Origin of the sequence: Thermobaculum terrenum ATCC BAA-798, from assembly GCF_000025005.1 — a bacterium.
Taxonomy (GTDB): domain Bacteria; phylum Chloroflexota; class Chloroflexia; order Thermobaculales; family Thermobaculaceae; genus Thermobaculum; species Thermobaculum terrenum.
On record NC_013525.1, the window covers coordinates 1430337 to 1454496 of the forward strand.

Below are 24160 nucleotides of genomic sequence, written 5' to 3' on the forward strand. Positions count from 1 at the left end.
ACAGAGTTCAAGCTGACTATGCTTGGTAACAGCGCTGGGAGGGGACATGAATCAGCAGGAGATACAGAAGATCGTCCAGAGGATAGACGTGCTCTCGAAAAGCGTCGCCGACAACCTCGACAGGCTCCAGGCGGCCACAGACCCTGACTGGATAGATGAACTCAATGCAGAGATCTCAGCAGCCCGTCGTGAGATAGCACAGCTCAAGAAGAAGCTGGCAGAAGCTACTCGCCAGGAGGCACAGGAGCATGAGGCAACTCAGTAGCGATGTGGCCATCATAGGCGCCGGTGTCGTCGGGGCCGCATGCGCTTACTTCCTCGCGGAGATGGGCCACTCGCCAACGATCATAGACCCCATGGAACAGGGAGCTGCCACACCTGCAGGTGCAGGTATCGTCGCCCCTGGAGTTACTTTCCACCCTTCACCATACTACTTTCCTTTAGCTTACAGGGCCGTTAGCTATTTGGAAGGACTTGTAGATAAGCTTGGTAACGAGCGCCTGCTCGAGAGGTGTGGCTTGTTGTATCTCATAACCGATCCCAGATCGCCAGTAGATGCCGAGAGTCTCGCCAGGCAACTAAGGCGCCATGGCATGGAAGGCGCCCCGATGCACGGGCATGTAGAGGTGATAGACCCAGAGTACGTCCACCGCTACTTCCCACTGCTGGTCCCCAGCCAGGGAGCAGTATACGTGGATGGTCCGGGCAGACTCAATGGTGCCAACCTACGTGATGCCCTCCTGTTGCAGGCGATCAAGCGAGGAGCCCATTACATTCGTGCAAGGGCAAGCATAGATAGCATATCCCAACAGGAGATCGCTCTGAAGGCAGACAGTACAACCATCACTACTCAGAGGCTTGTCCTGGCAGCAGGTGCATGGTCCAGGCAGATCATCGGGCAGTTCTCAGCAGTATCACTGCCCATCAGCCCCCAGCGCGGACAGATCCTGCATCTGGAAGTTCCCGACACTCGCACTGATCAGTGGCCAATTGTAATGGGCGACTTTCCACATTATCTGCTCACATTTCCTGTGTGCAAGGTGCTGGCAGGCGCAACACATGAGGACGTAGGCTTTCATCCTAAGCCAACGTTGGCGGGCATCAGAGAGATCGCTGACACGATCTACAAAGTAGCGCCGTCCCTTGGCTCCGCCAGATTATTGGGAGTTAACGTAGGATTACGACCCGTCACACCTGACGGCCTGCCGATCATCGGACGAGTGCCCGACCTCCCGTCGGTAATTGTCGCTAGCGGGCATGGAGCCTACGGCTTACAGCTTGGCCCTTATACCGGTATGTTGGCAGCCCAGCTGGCCACCGACCAGGAGCCGGATATGGACCTCACGCCATACTCACCTTTGAGGTTTAGCAGCTAGTCCCTCCTCCTGAGCTATCATCTCCTCTGCAAGTCGCTGCCTCTCCTGTAGCTGAGAGCTGAGCGTCACTTTGTACTCTCCCACACTATGGATGTCTCGCAGATGGGATGGTAGCCGCTCCACCTCGCGGGCATGCTGGCGACGCGCCTCCTCAAGATCAAAAGATTCAGTGATCCTGCCAGCCTTCATCATCGGCCTCAGCAGTGGAAGCCACTCTCCATCGTCTGGCGCTTGCTCCTCCCTGCCAGAGATCATGTCCTCCGCATAGAGGCCTGTGGTGTCTATTCTACGCCAAAGCTGCTTGGCCCCCACGATCGTCCTCTTGCCCTCGCTCAACTTCAGCTTAGGACGCCCATCGAACTGCACCAGCTTGTAGCTCATATCCAACACTGGAGCATCCTCTGCCGTCACCACGCGTGTGCCCACTCCAAAGGAATCGATAGGAGCACCATTTCTGAGCAGCCTGTCTATCTCGTACTCATCAAGACCACCACTCGCCATGATCCTGATATCTTGAAGCCCTTCAGAATCAAGTAGCTTCCTAACCTGCCTGCTGAGTGCTTCGAGGTCGCCGCTGTCGATACGCACCGCTGAGATCTGCTTGCCAGTGCCCGCAAACTTTCGGCTGACCTCCACAACGTGTTGCGCCCCCATAAGCACGTCGTAGGTATCGATCAGCAGTGTTATCCTGTGTGGGAACGTACTTACGAATCCCTCAAACGCCAACCTCTCGTTAGGGAAGGACTCCACGAAGGAATGGGCCATGGTACCCACCACAGGGATACCGTAGACCTTGCCAGCTAGCACGTTGCTGGTCCCACTAAAGCCTGCCAGGTAGCACGCCCGGGCAGCAGCCAGTCCTCCATCTATTTCGGGGGCACGACGTAGCCCGAAGTCGAATAGGGGCTTGCCTTGTGCCGCCAGCACACACCTAGCGGCCTTGGTCGCTACCAGGGTGGGATAGTGCAAAGCATTCATTACGACCGGCTCAGCTATCTGCCCATGGATAATGGATGCAGTTATTTCCAGTACCGGCTCGTTGGGGAACACTATAGAACCCTCGGGGACCGCCCACACATCTCCCTCGAACCTGAAGGACCGTAGATACTCCACAAAGTCGGGGCGCACCTGAGGCAAAGTAGCGATGTACTCTAGCGCACGCTCGTCGAACCGCAGGTTCTCTAACCGCCTTAGTGCATCCTCCACGCCCGCCACCACTAGGAAAGATCTGCCAGGAGGCAGGCTGCGAACGAACAGGCTAAATGTAGCACGGCCATCCATCCCGAGTGCATGGTAGCTCGCACCCATAGTGAGCTCATACAGGTCTATCGAAAGAGGTATGGCATTCTCGTCCAGGTAGCTCATCACAATCACCCCCAGGGCAGAAGTCAATACCGGTCTTTTGCACATAGGCCCTTTTATATTATTATTCACATTGCACTGGGGTCTAAAATTCCAGCATCAAGGAGGGAATCAGCATGAAGATCGGAGCACAGCTCAAGAAGCCCTGGGTTTGGCTCTCGGCAGCAGGACTAGCTGCAGCAGCCGGTGGCCTTTGGCAGTGGCGCTCTCGCAGGCGACGCACAGAGTTTTCCATAGGACCGACCATCCGCAGCAGGGATAGACACCCCCTGGAAACTCCACCTGAGACCGCAGGGTGGTGGGCTGACCTGCGTAGAAGAGCCGGATGGCTATGACACCTATACCCTGACAGGCTGAGCAACCAGAGAGAAATTGCTCTTGAAAAGCTCCCTCTCCTTGGCGATGATCGCTCCAGCACACACCAGCGCAACCAACGCACAGATTACCAGTGAGGCCACTGGCCCCACAGCTGAAGCCAGGCTGCCTATGTACAAGCTCCCAAAAGGAGTCAGCCCTAGCACAACCAGCATCCAACAGCTCATGACTCTCCCCCTGAGCTCATCCGGCACCACCGTCTGCAAAAGCGAGTTGCCCATCGCCAGGAAGGTCACGATCCCCCATCCCGCCACAAATAACGCCACCAGCGCGAAAGGCAGGTGACGCATTACCGCAAAGGACATTATCCCCAGCGCCGACGCAACCTGGGCAACTATCAACCACTTGCCCTTGCTCGTGATCTCTCCCTTGAAGGCCAGCATCATCGCACCCACAAAAGCTCCGAGTCCCACTGCACCCAGCAATAGGCCATAACCACTCGCTCCCATATGCAGCACATCCTTGGCAAACACTGGTAGCAGAGTATTGTAGGGTTGCAGGAAGAGCGTCTGTACCGCTGCCAGCACTACGATCGTTCTGATCCTGCTATCCGTCCATACATGACGGGCTGCGTACGCCAGGCTCGCGGTCTCTCGACTTCTGGTAGAGGATAAAGCCTTACTGGCAAATTGCGGTCGTATAGCCCACAGCGTGACCATCGCGATCACCAGCGTCAGTCCGTTGAAGAAATAGGCTCCGGCGATACCTATGTATTTCACTGCAAAGCCGCCTAGAGTAGGCCCTATGACACCAGTCAGGTTGAACTGAGCCGAGTTAAGCGCAATGGCATTCATCAGGTTCTTGCGACCCACTATCTCCGGTAACATCGACTGCTGAGATGGCATACTTATGGCACCCACGGACCCAACAACCAGCAACCAAACCATCAACAGCCATATGTTCGCCTTTCCAGTAACCACCAACAGCCCCATGAGCACCATAAAGATAGCATTGATACCCTGGGAAGTCATAACAACCTTGCGCTTCTCTAACCTATCAGCTAGCATCCCTCCCGGCAGCGACAGCAGCAGGAAAGGCAAGTTGGCGCAGAACGCTACCAGACCAATCAGGAACTCCGAGCTGGTAAGGTTCACGATCAACCAGCCCTGGGCAACTATCTGTACCCACATGCCCAGTGCTGCAATCATAGCCCCTGGAAAGTATATACGATACTCCTTGATGCGGAATGAACCAAAGGCACCCGGATAGAAGATATCTGCTGTCTTCTTTGCATCAACGCTAGAATAATTATTTTCCGTTTGCAAAATCCCGCCCCTATGTCAAAATAAAAACATAAAGAGTCACGGATTCACCTCCATGACTCGGACCAGAATCAATTATGCCATCAATTTCGTGAGGACACACTAATAGATTTCTATTAAGTATCCTCTTGATTTTTGAATTTGTTCGGAGGGTGGAATGTGCGCTCTACTCGAGGGTGCTAGACCCTTGTTTGTCTTCATGCCGCCACAGCATGATAACAGTCGGGAGTGGGCTAGGCGCCTTTCTAAGGATGTACCCGAACTGGAGGTTGTAGCACCAGAATCCTTTGAGGAGGCAGCCAGGCTCCTTCCACAGGCAGTAGCAGCCTTTGGCACAATCCCTAGAGAACTGCTAGCCCTAGCTCCCAACCTCAAATGGCTGCAAGCGCCGGCTGCAGCTCCTCCAGCGGGGTACTACTATCAAGAGCTGGTGGAACACCCAGTCATAGTTACGAACTTCAGGGGTATATACAATGAGCACGTTGCGACTCATGCCATGGCCTTTGTACTGGCCTTTGCAAGAGGTTTCCATCGGTACATACCCCTGCAGCTAAAACACCGATGGCAGCCCGAACCCGAGCACTCTGGGGTAGTCTATCTGCCAGAGGCTACAGCACTAGTAATCGGCGTAGGAGGCATTGGTGCCGAGATAGCCCGCCTATGTGCGGCGTTCGGCATGCGCGTCGTGGGCGTAGATGCAAGAAGGCAGGATATGCCGCCAGGAGTTACTCGGCTGCACCCACCAGACGTCCTGGATTCTCTGCTGTCGACTGCAGACTTCGTTATCATGACCGTACCCCATACCCCTGAGACAGAAGGCATGATCCACATCAAGCGTCTTCAACTCATGAAGCCATCTGCGTTCCTGATCAATGTCGGTCGCGGCAAGACAGTAGTCCTAAAAGACCTGATCAAGGCGCTGCACGAGGGCATCATCGCAGGCGCAGGACTAGATGTATTCGAGGAGGAGCCACTTCCCCCAGATCACCCTTTGTGGACCACACCCAACTTGCTCCTCACCCCACACGTGGCTGCCAATGGCCCTTACCTCAATGAACGCAGGTATAGCATCATACTCGAGAACGCTAGGAGGTTTGTATCGGGTAGAGAGCTCATCAACGTAGTTGACAAATCCAAGTGGTACTAAGATCAACACACGGAGGCAGGGATGCACCCAAGTTCTGAATCTAGCCGACAGTTTCTCCATATCAACGTCCTGGACTTCCTACAACAAAGTACGGCGGGTAAGGTCCTGTGGGCTCATCAAACAGAAGACCTCAACATCAACTTGGTACATCTGGACGCGGGCGCGTCAATCGACAGGCACCATAACAACGAGGTAGATGTGCTGATACTAGTAATTCAGGGGGAAGGAAAGGTAGAGATAGATGACGCAGAGATAAGTATCAGAAGTGGTGACCTGCTGGTCATCCCTAAGGCCGCCCAAAGGAGCATCGCAGCCACAAAAACGAACCTACTCTATGTTACCTGCCATAGGCGCAGACACGGACTGATGCCCACGATAAGGGATAGGCACTAGAAATCTTCAGTTATCACAGAGAATTTCTGTATCATTGCCAATGGTTGAAATCCAAATCTGTTGGGAGGAGAGCGTTATGTCTGAGGTTAAGTTTGGAGTATTCGTACCACAGGGGTGGACCCTCGACTTGGTGGAGATAAGAGACCCCATAGAGCAGTACGAAGCCATGACCAACGTAGCCAAAATAGCCGACTCCATTCCAGGCTGGGACTCCATATGGGTGTTCGATCACTTCCACACAGTACCGGTGCCAGTGCCTGAGACCACCTTTGAGTGCTGGACCATCACTGCTGCCCTGGCCAGGGACACCAACCGAGTCAACATAGGCCAGATGGTCACCTGCAACGGCTACCGCAACCCTGCACTCCTGGCCAAGATGGCCTCCACCGTCGATGTCGCCTCCCATGGCAGACTCTACTTCGGCCTGGGAGCTGGCTGGTACGAGCATGAGTGGCGGGCCTATGGCTATGGCTTCCCTGAAACCAGGGTCAGAATGGGCATGTTCAGGGAGGCTTGTGCCATCATCCATGCCATGTGGACCCAGGACTACCCCCAGTTTGAGGGCAAGTACTACCAGATAGATCGTCCCATCAACGAGCCCAAGGGAGTGCGCAAGCCCCATCCCTCCTTCTGGATAGGAGGTGGGGGAGAGAAGGTCACCCTCCGCCTGGTGGCCCAGTACGGCAACGCCTGCAACCTTGCCTCCGATCCTGAGCTTCTGAAACACAAGCTGGAAGTGCTCAGGCAGCACTGTGAGGAGCTGGGCAGGAACTACGACGAGATCATCAAGTCCACGGGAGTAACTGTACACCTAGTACGCCCTGGACAAGACCCGCGTGAGGCCACTTGGCGAGCTCGTGGCAGGCAGAGCTTTGAGGAATACTCTCGCAACGTCATAGTGGGTACTCCGGACGAGGTGGCTGAGAGGTTGCAGACCATCGTAGATGCTGGTGCTAACTATTTTATAGTTACCTTGCCTAGAGTGGCCTACGACACAGAACCACTCCACTGGTTCGCAGAAGAGGTAATCCCTCACTTCCAGAAGTAACCACGTAGCTGCCCCAATCTTGGGGCAGCTACCACTCGAAATCCCTGTAGAGAGACTCCCTCGGCAGATACCTGATAATAGGAGAGCCGTGAGGGCAAATCGCAGGGACGCTAGTGTGTCCCAGCCTTTCCACAATCCACACCATATGATCATGCTCAAGCGACTTACCTCTGCGCACAGCCATCCTGCATGCCATGCGAGTGATAAGCCTGTGCTTCCAGTTGCCAGGATCCTCAAAAGCAGAAGGCTCATCCTGAAGTATCCAGAGAAGGTCTGAGGTGGTTAGATGATCTCCGATCTCTTTTCCTGCATCTGGCATAGCTCGCACTAGCAAGGCATTTCTACCAAACACCTCACACTCAAATCCCAGTGCGGAGAGCTCGTCCATGTATTCTGCCAGCTTTTGCACCTGGTGAGTACGCAGCTCGATCACTACAGGCTCAGACAGCAGCAAAGCCTCAGATCCATCCATACGCTCAGTGAGAAAACGCTCATATAGCACGCGCTCGTGCGCCCTGTGCTGATCCACTAGGTAAAGCCCTTCATCTCCCTCCAGCACTATGAGCCTATCGTGCAGCTGGGCAAGCACCTTCACGGGAGGTAGGTTCGGGGTTAAAATCTTCTCATCAGACCAACTCTCCCTCTCCTCTGCTACCTGTAGCCTTGAATAGTCCGAGGGGAAAGGCTCGATGCCATAATACAGCAGCGATTTGGAGGCGGAAGGGTTCTTCCCAAGAGCACTCCTCAGCTGCTCGCACACGCTCTCGATCACTTCTCTCTCATCTAGGAGCTTCACCTCCTGTTTGGCTGGATGCACGTTTACATCCAACCTGGACGGATCCAAATCCAACTGCAGTAACAAGATCGGGTGCCTACCTTTTGGTAGTATGCCCCTATAAGCCTGTTCCATACTCGCAAGCAGCGCCTTTACCTGAGCCCATCTGTTGTTAACCACTATGTTAATGTGATGCCTGCTAGGTCGTGTCACCGCAGAATCGCTGAGGATCAACCTGTACCTGCCATATCGCAACTCCCTGATCCCCAGATCGAGGATGTGCTCCTCAAGCTCGCCACCATACAGCTCTATTAGTGCTGCCAGGCGATCACCTTGGCCACTGGTACTAAGAAGCATCTTTCCTTCGGAGTAGAGCCTGAGAGCTATATGAGGGGAACTAAGATAGAGCCGACGAAGCACCTGCGAGATGTGCCCCACCTCCACCTGAGGCTTGTCCACCATAGCCAGCCTCGCAGGCACATTTCGAAATAGATGGCGTGCTACGACTACAGTACCTCCAGATGCAGGCGCTGCGTGGTCCGCTACTACCTTGCCATCTCGGACAGTAATGGATCTACCTACATTTTCCCCTTTCGCCGAGCTGGTTATGGTGAGCTCCGACACAGCAGCTATGCTAGGCAGAGCTTCTCCTCGAAAGCCAAGCGTCGTAATAGCGTCTAGTCTACCTTCGGGGAGCTTGCTAGTGGCATGCCTTTGGATCGCGACAGGCAGCTCATCAGCTGCTATCCCCACGCCGTCATCGACTACACTTATATGTGCCAGCCCACCTCCCTTCACATCCACACGGATCGATGATGCTGCCGCATCTATTGAGTTTTCTACCAGCTCCTTCACAACCGATGCAGGACTTTCAATCACCTCACCAGCTGCGATCATCCGCACAACTTCCTCTGGGAGTTGCCTTATCCTCGGACGATCTAATCCAGAATCACGTGCTATGTGGCCGCTATACTCTCCATACTCATAGATCACTTCTCATACCCCTCAGACGTTGTTGCCACTCTTCTATCTTCTGTAGAGCCTCTACAGGTGACAGACAAGCGAGGTCGGTATCAAGGATATCCTCAGCGACACCTTCAAGCTCGCTCCTCGAGGGTTCAAAACCCTCCAATACACCCTGGTACGCCAGCATACTTCCTTCGAGAGTCTTTACAGCAGATATCTTCACCGGCAACGGGTTCTCGCTACATGTATACCGCTCTCCAGGCTCAAAAAGATGCTTTGCTAAATGACAAGAGGCATTATTTATGTCGACTTTGGATACTAAGCTGTTAGCACCTTCATCTTCCTTATCCCTCGTAGATTCACCTTCAGTACCAGCGCTCAGAGCATGGAGTATGTTCTCAGCCCGGCCAGCCACCCACGGAGGCAGCCCTGCTAGCCTGGCTACGTGTATTCCGTACGCCCTGTCCGCGGCTCCTGGACGTACTGAGTATAAGAACACGATGTGATCTCTCTCCTCAGCAACAGACACATGTACATTCTGAGCACTTGGGAGCTTCTTAGCTACCGTAGTCAATTCTAGGTAATGGGTGGCAAATAGAGTTCTAGCCCTAACACGATCATGTATGTCCTCCAGCACGGCCTGAGCTATCGCCATGCCATCATAGGTGCTGGTGCCTCTACCAATCTCGTCCAGCACGACCAGGCTCCTCTCCGTAGCTCCGTTAAGTATGGTAGCTGTTTCCACCATCTCTACCATGAAGGTACTTGCACCCCGAGCAAGGTCGTCATGGGCCCCCACCCGGGTGAATATACGATCAACGAGTCCTATACGTGCGCTCTCAGCAGGCACGAATGATCCTATCTGTGCTAGCAGAACTATAAGAGCCACCTGCCGGAGATAAGTGCTCTTACCGCCCATATTTGGGCCCGTGATCAGCAACACTCTCGGCCAATTACCGCCTATATAGCAATCATTGGGAACAAACCTCTCCCCCTCTAATGAGGACTCGACCACGGGATGCCTACCATTGCGTATCTCGATAACGTCCGAATCATCTACCAATGGTCGGACCCAACCGCATCTGGAGGCTACTTCTGCTAGCGCCACAAGGGCATCCATCTCCGCCAGAAGCTGTGCAGTAGCCAACAACCTCCGAGTGTTAGCGCTTACAAGCGACCTTAGGAGAGCAATGGCCTCGTTCTGTAGGCGTTCTATGGCATCCTCAGCTCGCGTTATCCTGGATTCCACCTCCTTAAGGGCTTCTGTCACGAACCTTTCACCAGTAGAAATAGTCTGCTTGCGCACGTATTCTCTCGGCACCAGATGTAGGTTGGGTCTAGTTACTTCAATGTAGTAGCCGAATACCTTGTTGTACCCCACTTTCAGGCTACGTATACCTGTTCGCTCTCTTTCTTTTTGTTCCAGTCTGGCTAGCCACTCTCTAGCGGATCGTAGCTCCTCAAGAGCATCTCCCAGCTCTGGCATGAAGCCTGGCAGTATCACTGGAGAGCCATCATCAGCCTCTGCTACGGCCATCTGCAGACGAGAAAGAATATCTTCACAAGTGTCTATACTGCTTGCTAAATTTGCCAGCGCCTGCTGATGTGTACCTGATAGTATCCTCACTAGAGAATCTACATGTCCTAGAGCTGAGGACAGCGACAAGAAATCCCTTAGAGTAGATCCAGACTGAGTGCATCTGCTAACTGCTCGCTCCAGGTCGCCTATCTGGACAAGCTGGTTGGCGATCCGCGCTCGTACCTGAGGCATCTGGACAAGGGGTTCTATGATATCCTGCCGCCTTCTAATCTCCTGCAGATCACGTAGGGGTGTGTTGATGAGCCTTCGCATGGCTCTGGATCCCATGGGAGTACTAGTCTGATCCACTACTCCCAGTAGGCTACCCCTACTGCCTCCCGTGCCAAAACTGCGTGTAAGCTCAAGGTTTCTGCGCGTCGCAGGGTCCATCCCCACCATATCTTCCGCACACTCCATACGTATGGATGTCAACATGCAGAGGAGTGATGGGTTGGTCTGCTCTATATAGGTGTATATGGCCCCCGCCGCCCCAAGGGATGCTTTTGCATCGTGGCAACCAAAGGCATCAAGCGATCTGACACCAAAGTGCTTGCACAGCAATTGGTAGGCAACTTGTGGGTCACAGTTTTGGCGTCTAACAGTAGTAGCATGAGACTGAGATAAGACTAACTCGTAGGGGAATCCCTCTGGAATCAGACATTCTGCAGGAGATATCCTTGCCAACTCCTCTTGCAGGCGCTCCGACGCGTCTTCGCCTCTAAGCTCCATAAGCCTGAATTCACCAGTGCTCACATCCACCCAGGCAATTCCTATCCTGGCACCCACATCATATACCGCGGCTAGATACCGATTCTCCCCTGCAGGCAACAATGCAGATTCCACTACAGTGCCAGGTGTGAGCACTCGGGTTACCTCACGCTCCACCAGACCCTTTCCAGGCTCACTCATCTGCTCAGCAATGGCTACGGTGTGTCCTGCATTCAATAACCGCGACAGGTAGTAATTGAGGGCATGATGTGGAACCCCAGCCATAGGCACACGGCCACTTCGCCCAAAAGTCCTCGAGGTCAAAGTAACGCGAGCATCGCGCGCAACCACTCTAGCATCGTCATCGAAGGCCTCGTAGAAGTCACCCATCCTATAGAGCAAAATCGCATGGGGATACTTCCTCTTAAGCTCCAGATATTGCCTTCTGGACGGTACCAGATCCCTGGCCGCCAGCTTGTTATCTATGTTCCTGATAAGAGATTCCACCGGATCTTCAGGCATGGCCCTCCGCCCTCCATTGGATCGCTCTAGCAGATGAGCACCGTACGCTGTATAGCATAAATCACTCTGATAGTTACCGACAAATAACCACGAATCAGATAGCTACAGGTATCAAATATCTATTGCTCCAGATTGCAATATGACAAGCAAGCACAAATACCGAACTATTCTTGTTGCAAAAAGATGCATGTAATATATGAGGTCATTTTCTCCAAAACTCTTGAGATTTAATTGGCATAATTGCTATCATCTCTGTAACCATGGAGTATAGTGTATCTATTGCAATTAATTTCATCTAGTAAGGCCATGGTAATTCTAGAAAGGAAGGGTTGTGAACATGAAGTTTCTACGCCCCTATAAGAAACTCAACAGCGTTGAGCAGGCAAAGCTGAAGCGACATCCACTTGATGTCCGCGATGACATCATCAATAAGTATGCTAAGGAAGGACCTGAAGCTATTGCCGCAGTTGAAGGCGAACAGGAACGCCTCAAGTGGTTCGGCATTTACCCTCAACGCCAGGGCGGAGATGCCTTCATGTTCCGAATTAAGATACCCGGCGGCAGACTTACCTCCCAGCAGGCCCGAGTGATTGGACAGATGGCGGAAGAGTTTGCAGTTGGACCATATCCTAATCCCGTATTCGGTACGGGTTTCCTAGACATCACTACCAGACAGGATATCCAGCTGCACTGGATAAAGATCGGTAACATCCCAGAGATGTGGCGCAGGCTTGAAGAAGTAGGCATGACTACCACCCAAGCCTGCGGTGACTCGGCCCGCAACGTCGTCTGCTGCCCTGTGTCCGGACTCGATCGTGAGGAAGTCATTCACGCATATCCCCTGGCTGAGGCCATAAATCAGTTCTTCGTAGGTAATAGGGAATATGCTAACCTCCCACGCAAGTTCAAAATGAGCATAACAGGCTGTGTAGAGGACTGCGCTCAGGCCGATATCAACGACATAGGTCTTACACCTGCTAAACAGGAAGACGGCACTTTGGGCTTCAATGTTAGGGTTGGTGGCGGCTTGGGAGATGGCCCAAGGATGGCCAGCGACATAGATGTCTTTGTTACTCCTAATCAGGTGGTAGAGATATGCCGGGCTATAGCTCAGGTTTATGGGGAGCTTGGTAACAGAGAGAATAGATGGACTTGCCGCCTGCGCTACCTCGTACAGGAGCTAGGACCAGAACAGTTCAGGTACGAGCTTCAGCAGCGAGCAGCATTCGAATTGACCCCAGCAGGCGAGGACCTTACAAAACGCTATAGGGGTGACCATATAGGCGTGCACCCCCAGAAGCAGGACGGTCTATACTACGTTGGATGCAACGTCACAGTTGGCAGGATGCAAGGCAAAAACCTGATAGAGCTTGCCAGACTTGCCGATGAGTACGGCAATGGCGAGCTCAGGCTCACCAACGACCAGAACTTTGTAATTCCCAACATACCGGAATCCAGTATCGATGCCTTGCTCTCCGAACCCTTGCTACAGATACACTCCCCCTTCCCCAAACCATTTGAGCGAGGGGTAGTAGCCTGCACGGGTAATGAGTTCTGCCGGTTCGCCATAGTCGAGACAAAAGCCAGGGCTTATCAATGGGCCAAATACATGGATGAGCACGTGCAGACCGATCAAGAAGTTATACGGATGCACTTTTCAGGATGCTCTGCCTCCTGCGCACAACCCCAGATAGCTGATATCGGCCTTCGTGGAGACACAGCCATCACTGATTCGGGTGTGGTGGAGGCAGTAGATATAGGGCTTGGAGGTAGCCTCGGACCAGATGCAGCCTTTATCGACTGGGTCGAAGGCGCCAAGCCAGTGGACGAAGTCCCCGAAGCTTTGGTCAGACTGTACAAGCGATATGAAGCCGAGAGGAAAGATGGCGAGCGCTTCTACGAGTGGGCCAGGCGTATCCCAAACAGTGAGCTTAGAGCAACCCTACAGAATGGAGGTGGTCAATAGTGTCAGGTTTCTCTATCCGCAAGTTCATGAACGGCATTGAAGAGCCCCCGAACAAGATATTCTTCTGGGAGCTCGAGCAGGCGGTTATAGATCCCGGAAGGTGCGTACAGTGTGGAGCCTGCGTGGCCGCATGTCCCTCCGATTCTATAGGCGTGGCCGAGGATGGACTACCCAAGCTAGTTAAGATGTGCACGGGTTGCTCGCTCTGTTGGGACTTCTGCCCTCGTGGTGGCCTGCGATACGAGGCCGGCTGGAAGATGTTTGCAGAGGACTCAGGAGCAGGCTTGGGCACTATCCTTGAGAGCTACACGGCAAGAGTCTCACCATACATAGACGGTGTCCAAGATGGAGGCGTCGTGACCGCATTGCTTATCGCACTAATGGAGGCAGGCGAGATCGACGGAGCCCTGCTAGCTAGGGAAAGCAAGACAACACCGTGGAAAGCAGAGCCATTTATAGCTCGTACACCGGAAGAGGTTATAGAGTGTGCAGGCAGCTTCTATAACCAGACCATGGCCTTATCCCATCTGGACCTCAAAAAGTACAAGCTGGGGCCCGATGCCAAAATAGCCCTGGTTGGTACACCCTGCGAGATACAAACTCTCAAGGCGATGCAGGCAAGACCATGGAACTGGGGCTCAAGCAACGTTGATGCCGTGGTGCTTACGATAGCACTCTTGTGCACCAAGAACTTCAACTACGAGAAGCTCATGGTTCAAGAGATAGAGCGCAAGAGAGGCATACCACTGCATCAGATAGGCAAGGTGGATGTTATTCGTGGCAAGATGCTAGTGTACGATCACGAGGGCAATACGCTAATTGACGAGCCCGTCAAAGACTTCCATGGAGCTGCTCTCAAAGGATGCGATGAGTGCGCAGACTTTCTAGGGCGAACAGCTGACATCTCCGTAGGGTCCGTAGGTAGTGCTGATGGCTACTCCAGCGTCCTAATAAGGACTCAGGCTGGCAAAAGGGCATTCGAGTATGCCAAGCCCAAACTGGAGCTGAGGCCGTTGGACAAACCCAAAGCACTGGAAAAGCTGGACGAGCTGGACAAGAAGGTAGCTTTCGAGACACTCGAGAGACCATTCGACCCCGATGCACCTCTATTTATTGAGTATGAGGATCACCTTATGCACTATGCTGGCTCTGATAGAGCTCCCGTTGAATATGATGCTGTGAGGTATTGAGGTATTAATGATGATGAGCAAGACTCCCATACTGCACATCCCAAAGGAACCCAGCGAAACTCTCACAGAGATCAGGGCTACTTATGGCAAGTCTCAGCTCGAGGCACTGCATCTAGTCAATGATGGTAACATAATAGCCAGGTACCTCTGGAAGGAATGGCATAAGCCTCTTACACAGGCGGGATTGACCTACAATGACCTGTTGAGGGCAGTCAGGGGGTATAGGCAAGAATTCTGGCTGTGGGTAATGGGTGAGAGGCCCTGGGACCACTGTGTCGTGGGCACAGCAGGTAGGCTAGCACGGAGAGTATCTAGCAGTAAGGTCAAGCTCGAAATAGAGGACCTGGATTCAGGGTTTCTATCAGAGCTCGTAAGCTAGTCTCGCCGGGAAGTCAAGCGCCTATAATAAAGGGGCGGTTTGGTATTTACTCCTCCCGCCCCTTTAGTCCTTTATTATCAAAGTCTCCATGACGTTAGCTACATCCTCTGCCTGGTCCGTTGTGTCCTCTAGCAGCCCGTACAACTCTTGCCACCTCAGACCGTTAGCTACATCTTCAAGCGTCTGTGCACCTTCAAACACTTTGGCCAGAGCTTCATCTAGTATGGCATCTGCTTCATTCTCCAGGTCATGTATCAGCACAATGTTCCTCTGAACCTCATCGTGATCTCTGACCTTCTCAAGTAAAGGAATAGATCTATATATTATGTGTCCTTGATCCCTGATCACTCTGCCAAGGGTCACAGCTTCAGGATATATGTTGCGTATACCGTACAGGTGAAAACGCCTGGCCACAGCGTATATATGGTCAACAAAATTGTCTATCCTGCTACTAAGTGACTGGACATCCTGACGATCAAAAGGTGCTATGAAACTTCTGGAAAGGGCATTGAGAATAGTATGGTTTATATCATCGCCCTTCTGCTCCAGCTCATGGATGTGCTTTGCTTTCTCACTAACATGCTCAAAGTTGCAAAGCAGATCATAGAGAGCTTCGGAGGTCTCATACGCATTCTTTGCAGCACTTGCAAAGTACTCAAAATAAGGTTCTGAGTGAGGAAGAAAGCTCTTGAAAGGCATACACATTCCTCAAACTAAATTCTATTACAACTACAGATTGTATCGAAAAAACACTAAGTTCGTAATTATCCATAAGTTCATATGCCTGAGAGCCACAAGTTATACATACCGCAAACAGTAATAGCATTGGAATTAGTAGAAGGTAAAAGAAACAGAGGCGGGAAAACTCCCGCCTCGACATGCAGCTTTTCCTGTTAAGAGCCGTAATTATGGCACATCTTGAGGTCCAGCGGATCCTTCAAGGTACGGTACAGTGCTCGAGCGCACGAACTCTACCTCTACCTCCCCCTGCGGCAGATTAGTAACCCTTTGCACGATCCAGCCAGTAGTCGACATCTGGTGCACCTCACGTGACATCTGATCCCGGTCACGATACTTAATAGTCCTGGTTTCCAAATGGGATTCTCTGTGTTCAGAAATAGCCATAGACATCTCCTTTCTAGCTCCAGCAGTTATCACAGAGAGCCGAGGGGAAATAAAGGAGTTCACCTGAGGGCAAGTTGATTTATCCCATGACAGGGAGCTGGATGTCCTTGGCACCAAGCAAAACTCCTTTCGTACGCCTACGGGGTTAGCTGACGGGTTAGGGTCGAAAGGCTACCCTGTCCAGACGGACTTCACCCCAATTACTTTTGGTTCCCCCGCTCCCTTTAAAAGGGATTCGGCTCTCTAAGCAACCTAAAGTAATTATAGCAGCAAAGGACCTTATCCAGGCTTTAATCTAAATTTTTTTATATCAGCCCTGTTCCTGTTATGTTCTATCGTAGATTGACTACAGTAGTAGTTTGTGCTAACCTATGATTGAATCTATTTGGTAAATTCCTGGATGATTTACCTTTTGATTCTCCTAGCGGTGCATATCAGCTAGCTAAGCCTTCCTTAGGTGGTTTCCACGAGCTACTTGAGTCATGAATATCCGTTGCATTCTATAGACTATAAATTTCACACATATGAGTGTGAGACCTACCATATTCCCTTGCAATCTTCCTTTGAGTGAGGTTTCAGCTAATGGATAACACTAAAAATCAAGAACTAGAAAGGAACAGCGAAGAGATCGCAACCACAACGATTACAGAAATTCCAGCAGATACGAGAGCATCAGACCCTCAGCAAAGCCAACAAGCGCACGATACAGATAAGCAGCCATCAGATCAGATAGCAAGCGACAACGTAGAGCCCGGTAATGTAACTTCAGAGAAATCATCAGAAGATCAACTTGAACTTCCTATATCTGAACAGAGAGTTGAGAATACCCCTGAAGTCGCGACAGAAGTGCCTACCAGCCAGCAAAGCAGCATGCATACTCAAGGAGATAATTCTTCCAATAGTAAACAAGCAGATACCTCAGTTGTTACCGAACAATCGGCCGAGCCTGATCCCCCAGTTGCTGAGGTAACAAAAGTAGCTGAAGTCGGGCAACAGGAGGAGCAAGCCGAACACAGGGAAGATGCAGCTCAGGAGCCTTCCTCGACAACAACTGTGGCAGAGGAAGCTACCTCCGAAGCAGCAACTCCTCCAGAGGTGGATAAGGCGGAAGAAAAGCCGAGTAGCAAGAGGTCGAAGAAGAAGCCAAAGCAGAATAACGGTCGGAACGGGAACAACCAGCAGGAAAGGACGAATGGTAACAACACGGCAGTTGCCGTGGCCAAGAAGCCTTCTAACGAGACAGAAACCGTTCAGGCTCCCACCTTCACCTTTGCAGAGCTACAGAGTATGACCAAGACTAACCTGCTTGCCCTGGGCAGAAGCCTGGAAGTCGAAGTCTCAGGCAGCATGACCAAGGAGACCCTGATCTATAAGATACTGGAAGCCCAAGCCAACCGCGCTGGTTATCTGCTGAAGCAGGGCATTCTGGATATCATAGAAGACGGCTTCGGATTTCTCAGGCAGGAGAGGTATCTGCCTTCTCCAGATGATGTGTACGTCTCACAATCTCAGATTCGTAGATTTGGGCTCCGTACTGGCGACCACGTAATAGGTCAGGTTAGGGCTCCAAAGGACAACGAAAAGTATCACTCCCTGCTCAGGGTGGAAGCCGTAAACTATATGGACCCAGAGGCCGCACGAAAGCGCCCATTTTTCGACCAGCTAACGCCCATCTTCCCTAACCGGCAGCTGGTCCTTGAGACTACCCCGAAGCAACTTAGCACTAGGCTTATAGATCTGGTAGCACCAATAGGTAGGGGCCAGCGTGGCCTTATAGTATCACCGCCCAAGGCAGGTAAGACCACGCTACTCAAGGACATCGCCAACGGCATAACTCACAACTACGATGATGTTCACCTCATGATGCTCCTGATAGGTGAGCGCCCTGAGGAGGTTACAGATATCCGTAGATCGGTAGAGGGAGAGGTCGTAGCAAGCACCTTTGATGAGCCCGTTGAGGACCACACCAAGGTCGCTGAGATGGCTCTTGAGCGAGCCAAGCGTCTGGTTGAGTGTGGGAAAGACGTAGTGATACTCATGGACAGTATCACCAGGCTGGCAAGGGCCTATAACCTGGTAGTACCCGCAAGCGGCAGAACGCTCTCAGGTGGCATAGATCCCGTAGCCCTGTATCCTCCCAAGAGATTCTTCGGAGCGGCCAGAAACATAGACGAAGGCGGGAGCCTCACAATAATAGCCACATGCTTAATAGATACCGGTAGCCGTATGGACGATGTGATCTATGAAGAGTTCAAAGGTACTGGTAACATGGAGCTCCACTTGGATCGCAAGCTCCAAGAGAGAAGGATATTCCCAGCTATAGATGTGCAACGGAGCGGTACCAGAAGAGAAGAACTGCTCATACCTGAGCCAAAGCTGCAGAAGATCTGGACTATGCGCAGGATGGTAAGTATGCTAGGGGGACTTGAAGGTACCGAACTCCTCCTGAACCGCCTGGCAAAGACCGAAAACAACGAGGAATTCCTGAATACCCTCAATAAGGAGCTTTAGATGTCACGGTGGCTATCTCAACCCGATAGCCACCGACACACATCAAGTGAGTGGTAGCTAATTATCATATCGGCTCCCGCCCTCTTGATACTAGTAAGTATTTCCATAACAGCTCTGCGCTCATCCAGCCAACCGTTCATGGCCGCAGCCTTTACCATAGCGAACTCGCCACTGACATTGTAGGCTGCAACAGGAAGGTCAAACCTTTCTTTGACCTTGGATATGACATCCAGATAGGCCAACGCGGGCTTGACCATCACAATGTCTGCCCCCTCGATTACATCCATGTCAACTTCCCGGATAGCTTCCCTAACGTTTGCTGGGTCCATCTGGTAGCTTCTCCTGTCACCAAAGGCAGGTGCAGACTCAGCTGCCTCTCTGAAAGGACCATAGAAGCAGCTGGCGTACTTAGCCGAATAAGCCATTATGGGCACGTGCTGAAATCCTTCAGCGTCCAGCAGCTCCCTGATGGCTAGTACCGTACCATCCATCATATTCGAAGGTGCTACAATGTCCGCTCCAGCCCTGACATGCGACAGCGCTGTTCGCGCCAGGAGCTCAAGAGAATCGTCATTCTGGACATCGCCGTCTCTTATGAGGCCGCAATGCCCATGAGAAGTGTACTCACACAGGCACACATCAGTTATAACGATCATCTCAGGGAGTCTATCCTTTATCTCCCTCACAGCGACCTGCACCACACCATGCTCATCATAAGCCTGCGAGCCAACCTCATCCTTATGATCGGGAATTCCAAACAACAGTATCGCGCGAATTCCAAGCTCCCAGGCGGTTTTGATCTCAGATAGAGCCAGATCAACCGACTGCTGCCTCACTCCTGGCATAGAGGCGATATCATTACGTACAGAGGTTCCCTCTCTGATGAAGAGCGGTAGAATCAAGTCCTGGGGACTGATCTCTGTCTCTCTCACTAGCGCCCTAAGGCTTTCTGTCCTCCGTAGCCTGCGTAGGCGCACTCTGGGGAATGAATATCCGGCAGTGGTACGAATAGTACTTGCATCAGACACCAAGACACCTCCAGTCTAGCCCTGACATCAGCTATACTCGACAAACCATTTCTCTATCGCCTTCACAAGACCTTCTACAGTGTAGACGTTCGCAACGACATCAACTCGCAGTCCCAACTCTTTTGCAGTATCAGCTGTAATTGGACCTATACATGCGACGCACAAGCTTTGAGGTAAATAGCTTGGATCACCTAGAGAATCTAGGAAATGCTTGACTGTTGATGAGCTTGTAAACGTGATAGCGTTAGACTGAGCCAGTAAGTCCTTCAGATACTCCCGGTCATACTTAACAGGGATAGTCCGATAGATCGGCACCTCCCTAACTATAGCACCTGCTGCTTCCAATCCTTTGCGCAATACAGGCCGTGCACTATCTGCCCTAGCAAGCAGTATTCGCTGCCCGCTCACATCTCGGTCCAGGAGAGCTTGAAGCAGAGCCTCAGCAATATAAGAATCAGGCATTACATCCACCCTGATGCCATAAGATTCTAAGGCAGACTTGGTAGAAGGGCCGATACAGGCGAACTTCAGTCTACTCAAAGGAACTTCTTCAAGCCCCAACTGCCTCAGGCGATCAAAGAATATTTTCACACCGTTGACGCTGGTGAACACAACCCAGTCGTAGCTACCTAGCGCATTCAACTCAGCATCCAGTTCAGAGCTGGCTACGTTGGGGTTTATCTCTATTGTCGGTAGCAAGATAGGCACTGCTCCGCTACTTTCAAGCAGCTTCACGAGAGAGTTTGCTTGATGGTTTGGACGGGTGATGACTATTTTCTTACCAATCAATGCGCCTGCAATCTTAGTGTTAGTCGACTTCCGGCTCATAAATAACCACCAAATTCCTATCAGCTGATAGTAAGCCTTATACCCAAGTCAAGCATCTCCCTAGCAACTCTCTCTCCCAAGTGATCAGCTTGATCAGGAGTATCCACTCTTCGCGTGATCACAACTTGAGAGCCATCGGGTGCTGCAACCATACCGATCAAAGATAGCTCTCCATCATGTAGCTCAGCATATGCTCCAACAGGCATACTACAGCCGCCTCCCAGCGCACGCATAAGCGATCTCTCAGCTAAGTAAGCTACCTTGGATGGGAAGAAGTTTATAGCGTTGAGCATCCCAATTATCTGTTGATCATCTTCCCTAGCCTGGACAGCTATAATTCCCTGACCGGCTGAAGGTACCCAGCTATCCAGAGGCAGAGGCTTAAACTCTACAGGTAGATCCATTCTCTTAACTGCAGCATAGGCCATTAGTACCACATCGTAATTACCCTCAAGCATTTTCCTGACTCGAGTGTCTACGTTACCTCGAAGGTTGACTACGTTAGCATTCGGCCAATAAGACCTTACTAATGCAGATCTACGAACACTGCTAGTACCAACCCGGCTATTATTAAGGTCAGGCATGGGCTGACCCTTAGGCCACAAGATACAGTCTCTGGGATCCTCCCTCTCAGTAAAGGCGGCTATAACAGTTCCCGGGGTAGAGAGTGTCGGTAGATCCTTCAAACTGTGGACTGCCAGATGTATGTCACCGGCTAGCAGTGCTTGTTCAATATCCTTTGTAAACACTCCTACCTGGCCTATTGCACTAATGGGAGCATCGGGACTTCTATCCGATGTAACCTTGATCACCACTGGTTCAAATTGAAATCCTGGATACAAACTCCTAAGTCTATTGATCACCCACTGAGTCTGCCAAAGTGCCAGCTTGCTTCCTCTGGTGCCTACTTTAATTACTTTCAACTCCAAACACCTCTCGAATCAATTGTAGCTTATCCAAAAGTGAATGCGTCCAATGGTATACTTGCAGATGGAGGTGTGTCTTATGGAAAGTAGACTTGTGTACATGGATCACGCAGCAACTACACCTGTACATCCTAAGGTGTTAGAGGCTATGATGCCCTACTTCAACCAGGAGTATGGTAACCCAAACAGTGTACACTCATTGGGGAGGAGCGCTCGAGAGGCTGTAGATAGAGCCCGCGAGACTGTCGCTCAGATACTCAATTGTCAATCTCAGGAGATTGTCTTTACAAGCTGTGGTACTGAAAGTATCAACTTAGCTATAAAGGGCATCGCTAAGGCCCGAGGAAAGACTGGGCATATCATTACATCAGCAATAGAGCATCATGCTGTGCTCCATACAATCGAGCAACTAGAGCGAGAAGGCTATACAGCCACTATTTTACCCGTATCTCCAGATGGACTGGTGGACCCAGATGACGTGCGTAATGCTATTAGGCCGGATACGGTTGTTATATCTATTGGTTATGCGAACAATGAGATTGGAACTATACAGCCAATAAGGGAGATAGGCTCTATAGCTCGAGAAGCAGGTATCCCGTTCCATACGGATGCGGTACAAGCAGCGGGAAGTCTAAGCCTGAACGTCGAAGAACTGCAAGTCGATGCTCTGTCGCTTTCTGGGCATAAGTTTAATGCACCAAAGGGTGTGGGGATACTGTACATACGTAGCGGCATTCCACTTGAACCGCAAATGCAGGGAGGCGGCCAGGAGAGCGGCAGGAGATCAGGTACTGAGAATGTGCCCTACATAGTGGGTATAGCAGAGGCGCTCAGGCTGGCACAGGAGAACCTGGAAGCTCACAATGAACATTGTATCTCACTAAGAGAGAAGCTATTTGAAGGGATACTATCGGAGCTACCAGACACGCGAGTAAATGGGCATCGCACTCAAAGGTTACCCAACAACGCACATGTGGCCTTCAGGGGCATCGAAGCACAGTCCATACTCATGGGACTTGATCTAAAGGGTATATGTGCTTCCAGTGGTTCCGCTTGCCATTCAGCATCCATAGAGCCTAGCCACGTACTCAAGGCAATAGGCGTTCCAAGCGAATACATCTACGGTAGCGTGAGGCTCACGGTAGGGATAGATAACTCACAGGAAGATGTTAGCTACGTACTGGAAGTACTGCCTTCACTAGTCAGAAGGCTGCAGTCACTATCCCCGTTAGTTGAATCAGCTAGCTAATACAGTAACCTTCTCCAGGGATTGGCGCAGATCCTCAGGAAGAGGGCTGTGCCATTCTTTGTACTCACCGTTTGGCATAACTACTCCTAGGCGCGAAGCATGCAAAAACTGCCTATTCAGACCTTCCAGTCTGCAGTTACCGTAGATAGGATCCCCAGCTATTGGATGACCAATAGCCGCAAAATGTACCCTTATCTGATGCGTTCTGCCCGTTATGGGTCGAGCTATAGCAAGCGTGTATTTTCCCAATGACTGTATCGTAGAGTACTCAGTAACGGCTTCTTTGCCTCCGGCAATCACACTCATCTTAGTTCTGTCCCTAAGGTCTCTTCCTATAGGCGCTTCGATACGGCCCTCAGGAGGATCTAGAGCTCCACAACAAAGCAGAGTATATTCCTTGAATATCTTTCTAGCCTTCATCTGGCCCTGGAGGTAGTTTAGGGTATCCAGATCTCGTGCTACTATGATCAGGCCACTAGTATCTTTATCCAGCCTGTGTACTATACCTGGTCGATCGGTAGGTTGCTTTAGCAGATCAGGATATCTAGCTATTAGAGCATTTACCAGGGTGTTATCATAATGCCCAGGAGAAGGGTGGACCACCATGCCGGCGGGCTTGTCAATAACTATAATCTTGTCATCCTCATAGACGACACGTAGGTCCACATAGGATGGGATCAATGCGACTTCCCCTTGTGGAACCCTGGGAATGGTCAGGATCAATATTCTATCCCCCTCTCTAAGTTTGTAAGAAGGCTTAGAGGGGTGATCATTCACCAGGATAGTACCTTGTTCGATAGCACGCTGAACTTGAGACCTTGAAACACTCTCAAGTTTATGAGCTAGCAGTGTATCGAGCCTTTCTCCGACATCTTCAGGACTAATGATAAGTAGGGCTTCAGCTCCGTCAGTTACTGGCTTCCCTCTCATAAGTCTTTACTTCCGACTGCTTCTCACCTCCACTATGCAGGATTAAGTAGGCCAATAGCAGAACCACTCCTATGGTAATACTTGCATCACTTACGTTAAACACAAAGGGCCAGATCCGTACATCTATGAAGTCAACGACATGCCCATATCTTATTCTGTCAGTAAGGTTGCCTATGGCTCCACCTAGTTCCATCCCAAGAGCCAGCCGCACTAGCCAAGGAGCGTATGCTATCCTTCTTGAGGACAGCAATATGATTACGGCTACCAGCACAGCAGCAATAGCAAATATCAAGGATGCTTCCCGAAACATTCCGAAAGCTGCGCCGGTATTATGGACAAGTCTTATCCACAAGATATCGTCTAGTACTTTCCTATAGGCCCCTTCTTCCTTGCCCAGAAGTCGGAGCACGTAAGCCTTGGATGTCTGATCTACAAATAGTATTAGAGCTGCCGTCATGTAAGTCAGCAGTAGTCTTCTGATAATGAATGATTTCTCCTCTTGCGCAGATCTCAAT

22 protein-coding genes and 1 riboswitch are annotated in these 24160 nt (G+C 51.3%); of the genes, 11 read left to right on the forward strand and 11 right to left on the reverse strand.

Annotation, left to right across the window (positions count from 1 at the left end; all coding sequences use genetic code 11):
- The first annotated feature begins 46 nt into the window (after positions 1-46).
- Together TTER_RS06720 and TTER_RS06725 are read left to right on the forward strand one after the other, a co-directional pair.
- Entirely contained in the window at positions 47-265 is a 219-nt protein-coding gene (locus tag TTER_RS06720) for a hypothetical protein (protein ID WP_012875265.1), read from the forward strand.
- The gene (locus TTER_RS06725; protein WP_012875266.1) at positions 249-1376 is read left to right on the forward strand and encodes an NAD(P)/FAD-dependent oxidoreductase; all 1128 of its coding nucleotides are present in this window, start codon (positions 249-251) and stop codon (positions 1374-1376) included. The genes TTER_RS06720 and TTER_RS06725 overlap by 17 nt, the downstream gene beginning before the upstream one ends.
- On the opposite strand, the gene TTER_RS06730 is transcribed toward TTER_RS06725, so the two are convergent.
- A complete protein-coding gene (locus TTER_RS06730) occupies positions 1353-2741 on the reverse strand; it encodes a nicotinate phosphoribosyltransferase (RefSeq protein WP_012875267.1) in 1389 nt (462 codons plus the stop codon). The two genes, TTER_RS06725 and TTER_RS06730, sit on opposite strands and share 24 nt — an antisense overlap.
- A 113-nt stretch (positions 2742-2854) precedes the next feature.
- On the opposite strand from TTER_RS06730, the gene TTER_RS06735 reads away from it, so the two are divergent.
- Complete coding sequence (locus TTER_RS06735) at positions 2855-3073, forward strand: hypothetical protein (protein WP_012875268.1); 219 nt, start codon at positions 2855-2857, stop codon at positions 3071-3073.
- Between the two features lie 3 nt (positions 3074-3076).
- On the opposite strand, the gene TTER_RS06740 is transcribed toward TTER_RS06735, so the two are convergent.
- Complete coding sequence (locus TTER_RS06740; RefSeq protein WP_012875269.1) at positions 3077-4378, reverse strand: MFS transporter; 1302 nt, start codon at positions 4376-4378, stop codon at positions 3077-3079.
- Positions 4379-4532: 154 nt separating this feature from the next.
- Here TTER_RS06740 and TTER_RS06745 point away from each other — a divergent pair, with 154 nt between their 5' ends.
- The 3 genes from TTER_RS06745 to TTER_RS06755 all read left to right on the forward strand — a co-directional run bounded on the left by TTER_RS06745 (position 4533) and on the right by TTER_RS06755 (position 6963).
- Positions 4533-5522, forward strand: coding sequence for a D-2-hydroxyacid dehydrogenase (locus tag TTER_RS06745; RefSeq protein WP_012875270.1), 990 nt, complete (start codon positions 4533-4535; stop codon positions 5520-5522).
- Between the two features lie 21 nt (positions 5523-5543).
- A complete protein-coding gene (locus tag TTER_RS06750; RefSeq protein WP_012875271.1) occupies positions 5544-5915 on the forward strand; it encodes a cupin domain-containing protein in 372 nt (123 codons plus the stop codon).
- Positions 5916-5991: 76 nt separating this feature from the next.
- The gene (locus TTER_RS06755) at positions 5992-6963 is read left to right on the forward strand and encodes an LLM class F420-dependent oxidoreductase (protein WP_012875272.1); all 972 of its coding nucleotides are present in this window, start codon (positions 5992-5994) and stop codon (positions 6961-6963) included.
- A 28-nt stretch (positions 6964-6991) separates the two neighbouring features.
- On the opposite strand, the gene mutL is transcribed toward TTER_RS06755, so the two are convergent.
- Both mutL and mutS read right to left on the reverse strand, forming a co-directional pair.
- Positions 6992-8731, reverse strand: a complete 1740-nt coding sequence (gene mutL, locus TTER_RS06760) for a DNA mismatch repair endonuclease MutL (RefSeq protein WP_012875273.1) — start codon at positions 8729-8731, stop codon at positions 6992-6994.
- Positions 8721-11513, reverse strand: coding sequence for a DNA mismatch repair protein MutS (gene mutS, locus TTER_RS06765; RefSeq protein WP_012875274.1), 2793 nt, complete (start codon positions 11511-11513; stop codon positions 8721-8723). The genes mutL and mutS overlap by 11 nt, the downstream gene beginning before the upstream one ends.
- Before the next feature lie 337 nt (positions 11514-11850).
- Here mutS and TTER_RS06770 point away from each other — a divergent pair, with 337 nt between their 5' ends.
- From TTER_RS06770 to TTER_RS06780, 3 genes are read left to right on the forward strand one after another with little or no spacing between them, the layout of a single operon-like run.
- Complete coding sequence (locus TTER_RS06770; protein ID WP_012875275.1) at positions 11851-13479, forward strand: nitrite/sulfite reductase; 1629 nt, start codon at positions 11851-11853, stop codon at positions 13477-13479.
- Positions 13479-14669: a Coenzyme F420 hydrogenase/dehydrogenase, beta subunit C-terminal domain gene (locus tag TTER_RS06775; protein WP_012875276.1), complete on the forward strand. Its 1191-nt coding sequence runs from the start codon at positions 13479-13481 to the stop codon at positions 14667-14669. The genes TTER_RS06770 and TTER_RS06775 overlap by 1 nt, the downstream gene beginning before the upstream one ends.
- Positions 14670-14676: 7 nt before the next feature.
- Positions 14677-15048 (forward strand): hypothetical protein, encoded by a 372-nt coding sequence (locus TTER_RS06780; RefSeq protein WP_012875277.1) that lies wholly within the window; start codon positions 14677-14679, stop codon positions 15046-15048.
- A gap of 63 nt (positions 15049-15111) precedes the next feature.
- On the opposite strand, the gene TTER_RS06785 is transcribed toward TTER_RS06780, so the two are convergent.
- Complete coding sequence (locus tag TTER_RS06785; protein ID WP_012875278.1) at positions 15112-15747, reverse strand: DUF47 domain-containing protein; 636 nt, start codon at positions 15745-15747, stop codon at positions 15112-15114.
- 207 nt (positions 15748-15954) lie between these two features.
- The gene (locus TTER_RS06790; RefSeq protein ID WP_012875280.1) at positions 15955-16173 is read right to left on the reverse strand and encodes a hypothetical protein; all 219 of its coding nucleotides are present in this window, start codon (positions 16171-16173) and stop codon (positions 15955-15957) included.
- Positions 16174-16292: 119 nt separating this feature from the next.
- Positions 16293-16424, reverse strand: a riboswitch (cyclic di-AMP (ydaO/yuaA leader).
- Between the two features lie 964 nt (positions 16425-17388).
- Here TTER_RS06790 and rho point away from each other — a divergent pair.
- The gene (gene rho, locus TTER_RS16025) at positions 17389-18684 is read left to right on the forward strand and encodes a transcription termination factor Rho (RefSeq protein ID WP_277422783.1); all 1296 of its coding nucleotides are present in this window, start codon (positions 17389-17391) and stop codon (positions 18682-18684) included.
- Between the two features lie 17 nt (positions 18685-18701).
- On the opposite strand, the gene hemB is transcribed toward rho, so the two are convergent.
- Genes hemB through hemC form a run of 3 tightly spaced genes read right to left on the reverse strand, consistent with a single transcriptional unit; the run spans position 18702 to position 21463 of the window.
- A complete protein-coding gene (gene hemB, locus TTER_RS06800) occupies positions 18702-19712 on the reverse strand; it encodes a porphobilinogen synthase (protein WP_012875282.1) in 1011 nt (336 codons plus the stop codon).
- A gap of 27 nt (positions 19713-19739) precedes the next feature.
- Positions 19740-20540: a uroporphyrinogen-III synthase gene (locus TTER_RS06805; protein WP_012875283.1), complete on the reverse strand. Its 801-nt coding sequence runs from the start codon at positions 20538-20540 to the stop codon at positions 19740-19742.
- A 20-nt stretch (positions 20541-20560) separates the two neighbouring features.
- Positions 20561-21463, reverse strand: a complete 903-nt coding sequence (hemC, locus tag TTER_RS06810) for a hydroxymethylbilane synthase (RefSeq protein WP_012875284.1) — start codon at positions 21461-21463, stop codon at positions 20561-20563.
- Between the two features lie 82 nt (positions 21464-21545).
- Between hemC and nifS the strand changes: the two genes are divergently transcribed.
- A complete protein-coding gene (gene nifS, locus TTER_RS06815; RefSeq protein WP_012875285.1) occupies positions 21546-22715 on the forward strand; it encodes a cysteine desulfurase NifS in 1170 nt (389 codons plus the stop codon).
- Here nifS and TTER_RS06820 read toward each other — a convergent pair.
- A complete protein-coding gene (locus TTER_RS06820) occupies positions 22704-23645 on the reverse strand; it encodes an RluA family pseudouridine synthase (RefSeq protein WP_012875286.1) in 942 nt (313 codons plus the stop codon). The genes nifS and TTER_RS06820 overlap by 12 nt on opposite strands.
- Positions 23623-24159 (reverse strand): signal peptidase II, encoded by a 537-nt coding sequence (gene lspA, locus TTER_RS06825; protein ID WP_012875287.1) that lies wholly within the window; start codon positions 24157-24159, stop codon positions 23623-23625. Before lspA ends, TTER_RS06820 begins: the two co-directional genes overlap by 23 nt.
- Position 24160 lies beyond the last annotated feature (1 nt).

Coding starts and splice junctions, on each gene's coding strand:
- TTER_RS06720 (WP_012875265.1), top strand. CDS start 47: ATGAATCAGCAGGAGATACAGAAGATCGTCCAGAGGATAGACGTGCTC.
- TTER_RS06725 (WP_012875266.1), top strand. CDS start 249: ATGAGGCAACTCAGTAGCGATGTGGCCATCATAGGCGCCGGTGTCGTC.
- TTER_RS06730 (WP_012875267.1), bottom strand. CDS start 2,741: ATGAGCTACCTGGACGAGAATGCCATACCTCTTTCGATAGACCTGTAT.
- TTER_RS06735 (WP_012875268.1), top strand. CDS start 2,855: ATGAAGATCGGAGCACAGCTCAAGAAGCCCTGGGTTTGGCTCTCGGCA.
- TTER_RS06745 (WP_012875270.1), top strand. CDS start 4,533: ATGTGCGCTCTACTCGAGGGTGCTAGACCCTTGTTTGTCTTCATGCCG.
- TTER_RS06750 (WP_012875271.1), top strand. CDS start 5,544: ATGCACCCAAGTTCTGAATCTAGCCGACAGTTTCTCCATATCAACGTC.
- TTER_RS06755 (WP_012875272.1), top strand. CDS start 5,992: ATGTCTGAGGTTAAGTTTGGAGTATTCGTACCACAGGGGTGGACCCTC.
- mutS (WP_012875274.1), bottom strand. CDS start 11,513: ATGCCTGAAGATCCGGTGGAATCTCTTATCAGGAACATAGATAACAAG.
- TTER_RS06770 (WP_012875275.1), top strand. CDS start 11,851: ATGAAGTTTCTACGCCCCTATAAGAAACTCAACAGCGTTGAGCAGGCA.
- TTER_RS06780 (WP_012875277.1), top strand. CDS start 14,677: ATGATGATGAGCAAGACTCCCATACTGCACATCCCAAAGGAACCCAGC.
- TTER_RS06785 (WP_012875278.1), bottom strand. CDS start 15,747: ATGCCTTTCAAGAGCTTTCTTCCTCACTCAGAACCTTATTTTGAGTAC.
- TTER_RS06790 (WP_012875280.1), bottom strand. CDS start 16,173: ATGGCTATTTCTGAACACAGAGAATCCCATTTGGAAACCAGGACTATT.
- TTER_RS06805 (WP_012875283.1), bottom strand. CDS start 20,540: ATGAGCCGGAAGTCGACTAACACTAAGATTGCAGGCGCATTGATTGGT.
- nifS (WP_012875285.1), top strand. CDS start 21,546: ATGGAAAGTAGACTTGTGTACATGGATCACGCAGCAACTACACCTGTA.
- TTER_RS06820 (WP_012875286.1), bottom strand. CDS start 23,645: ATGAGAGGGAAGCCAGTAACTGACGGAGCTGAAGCCCTACTTATCATT.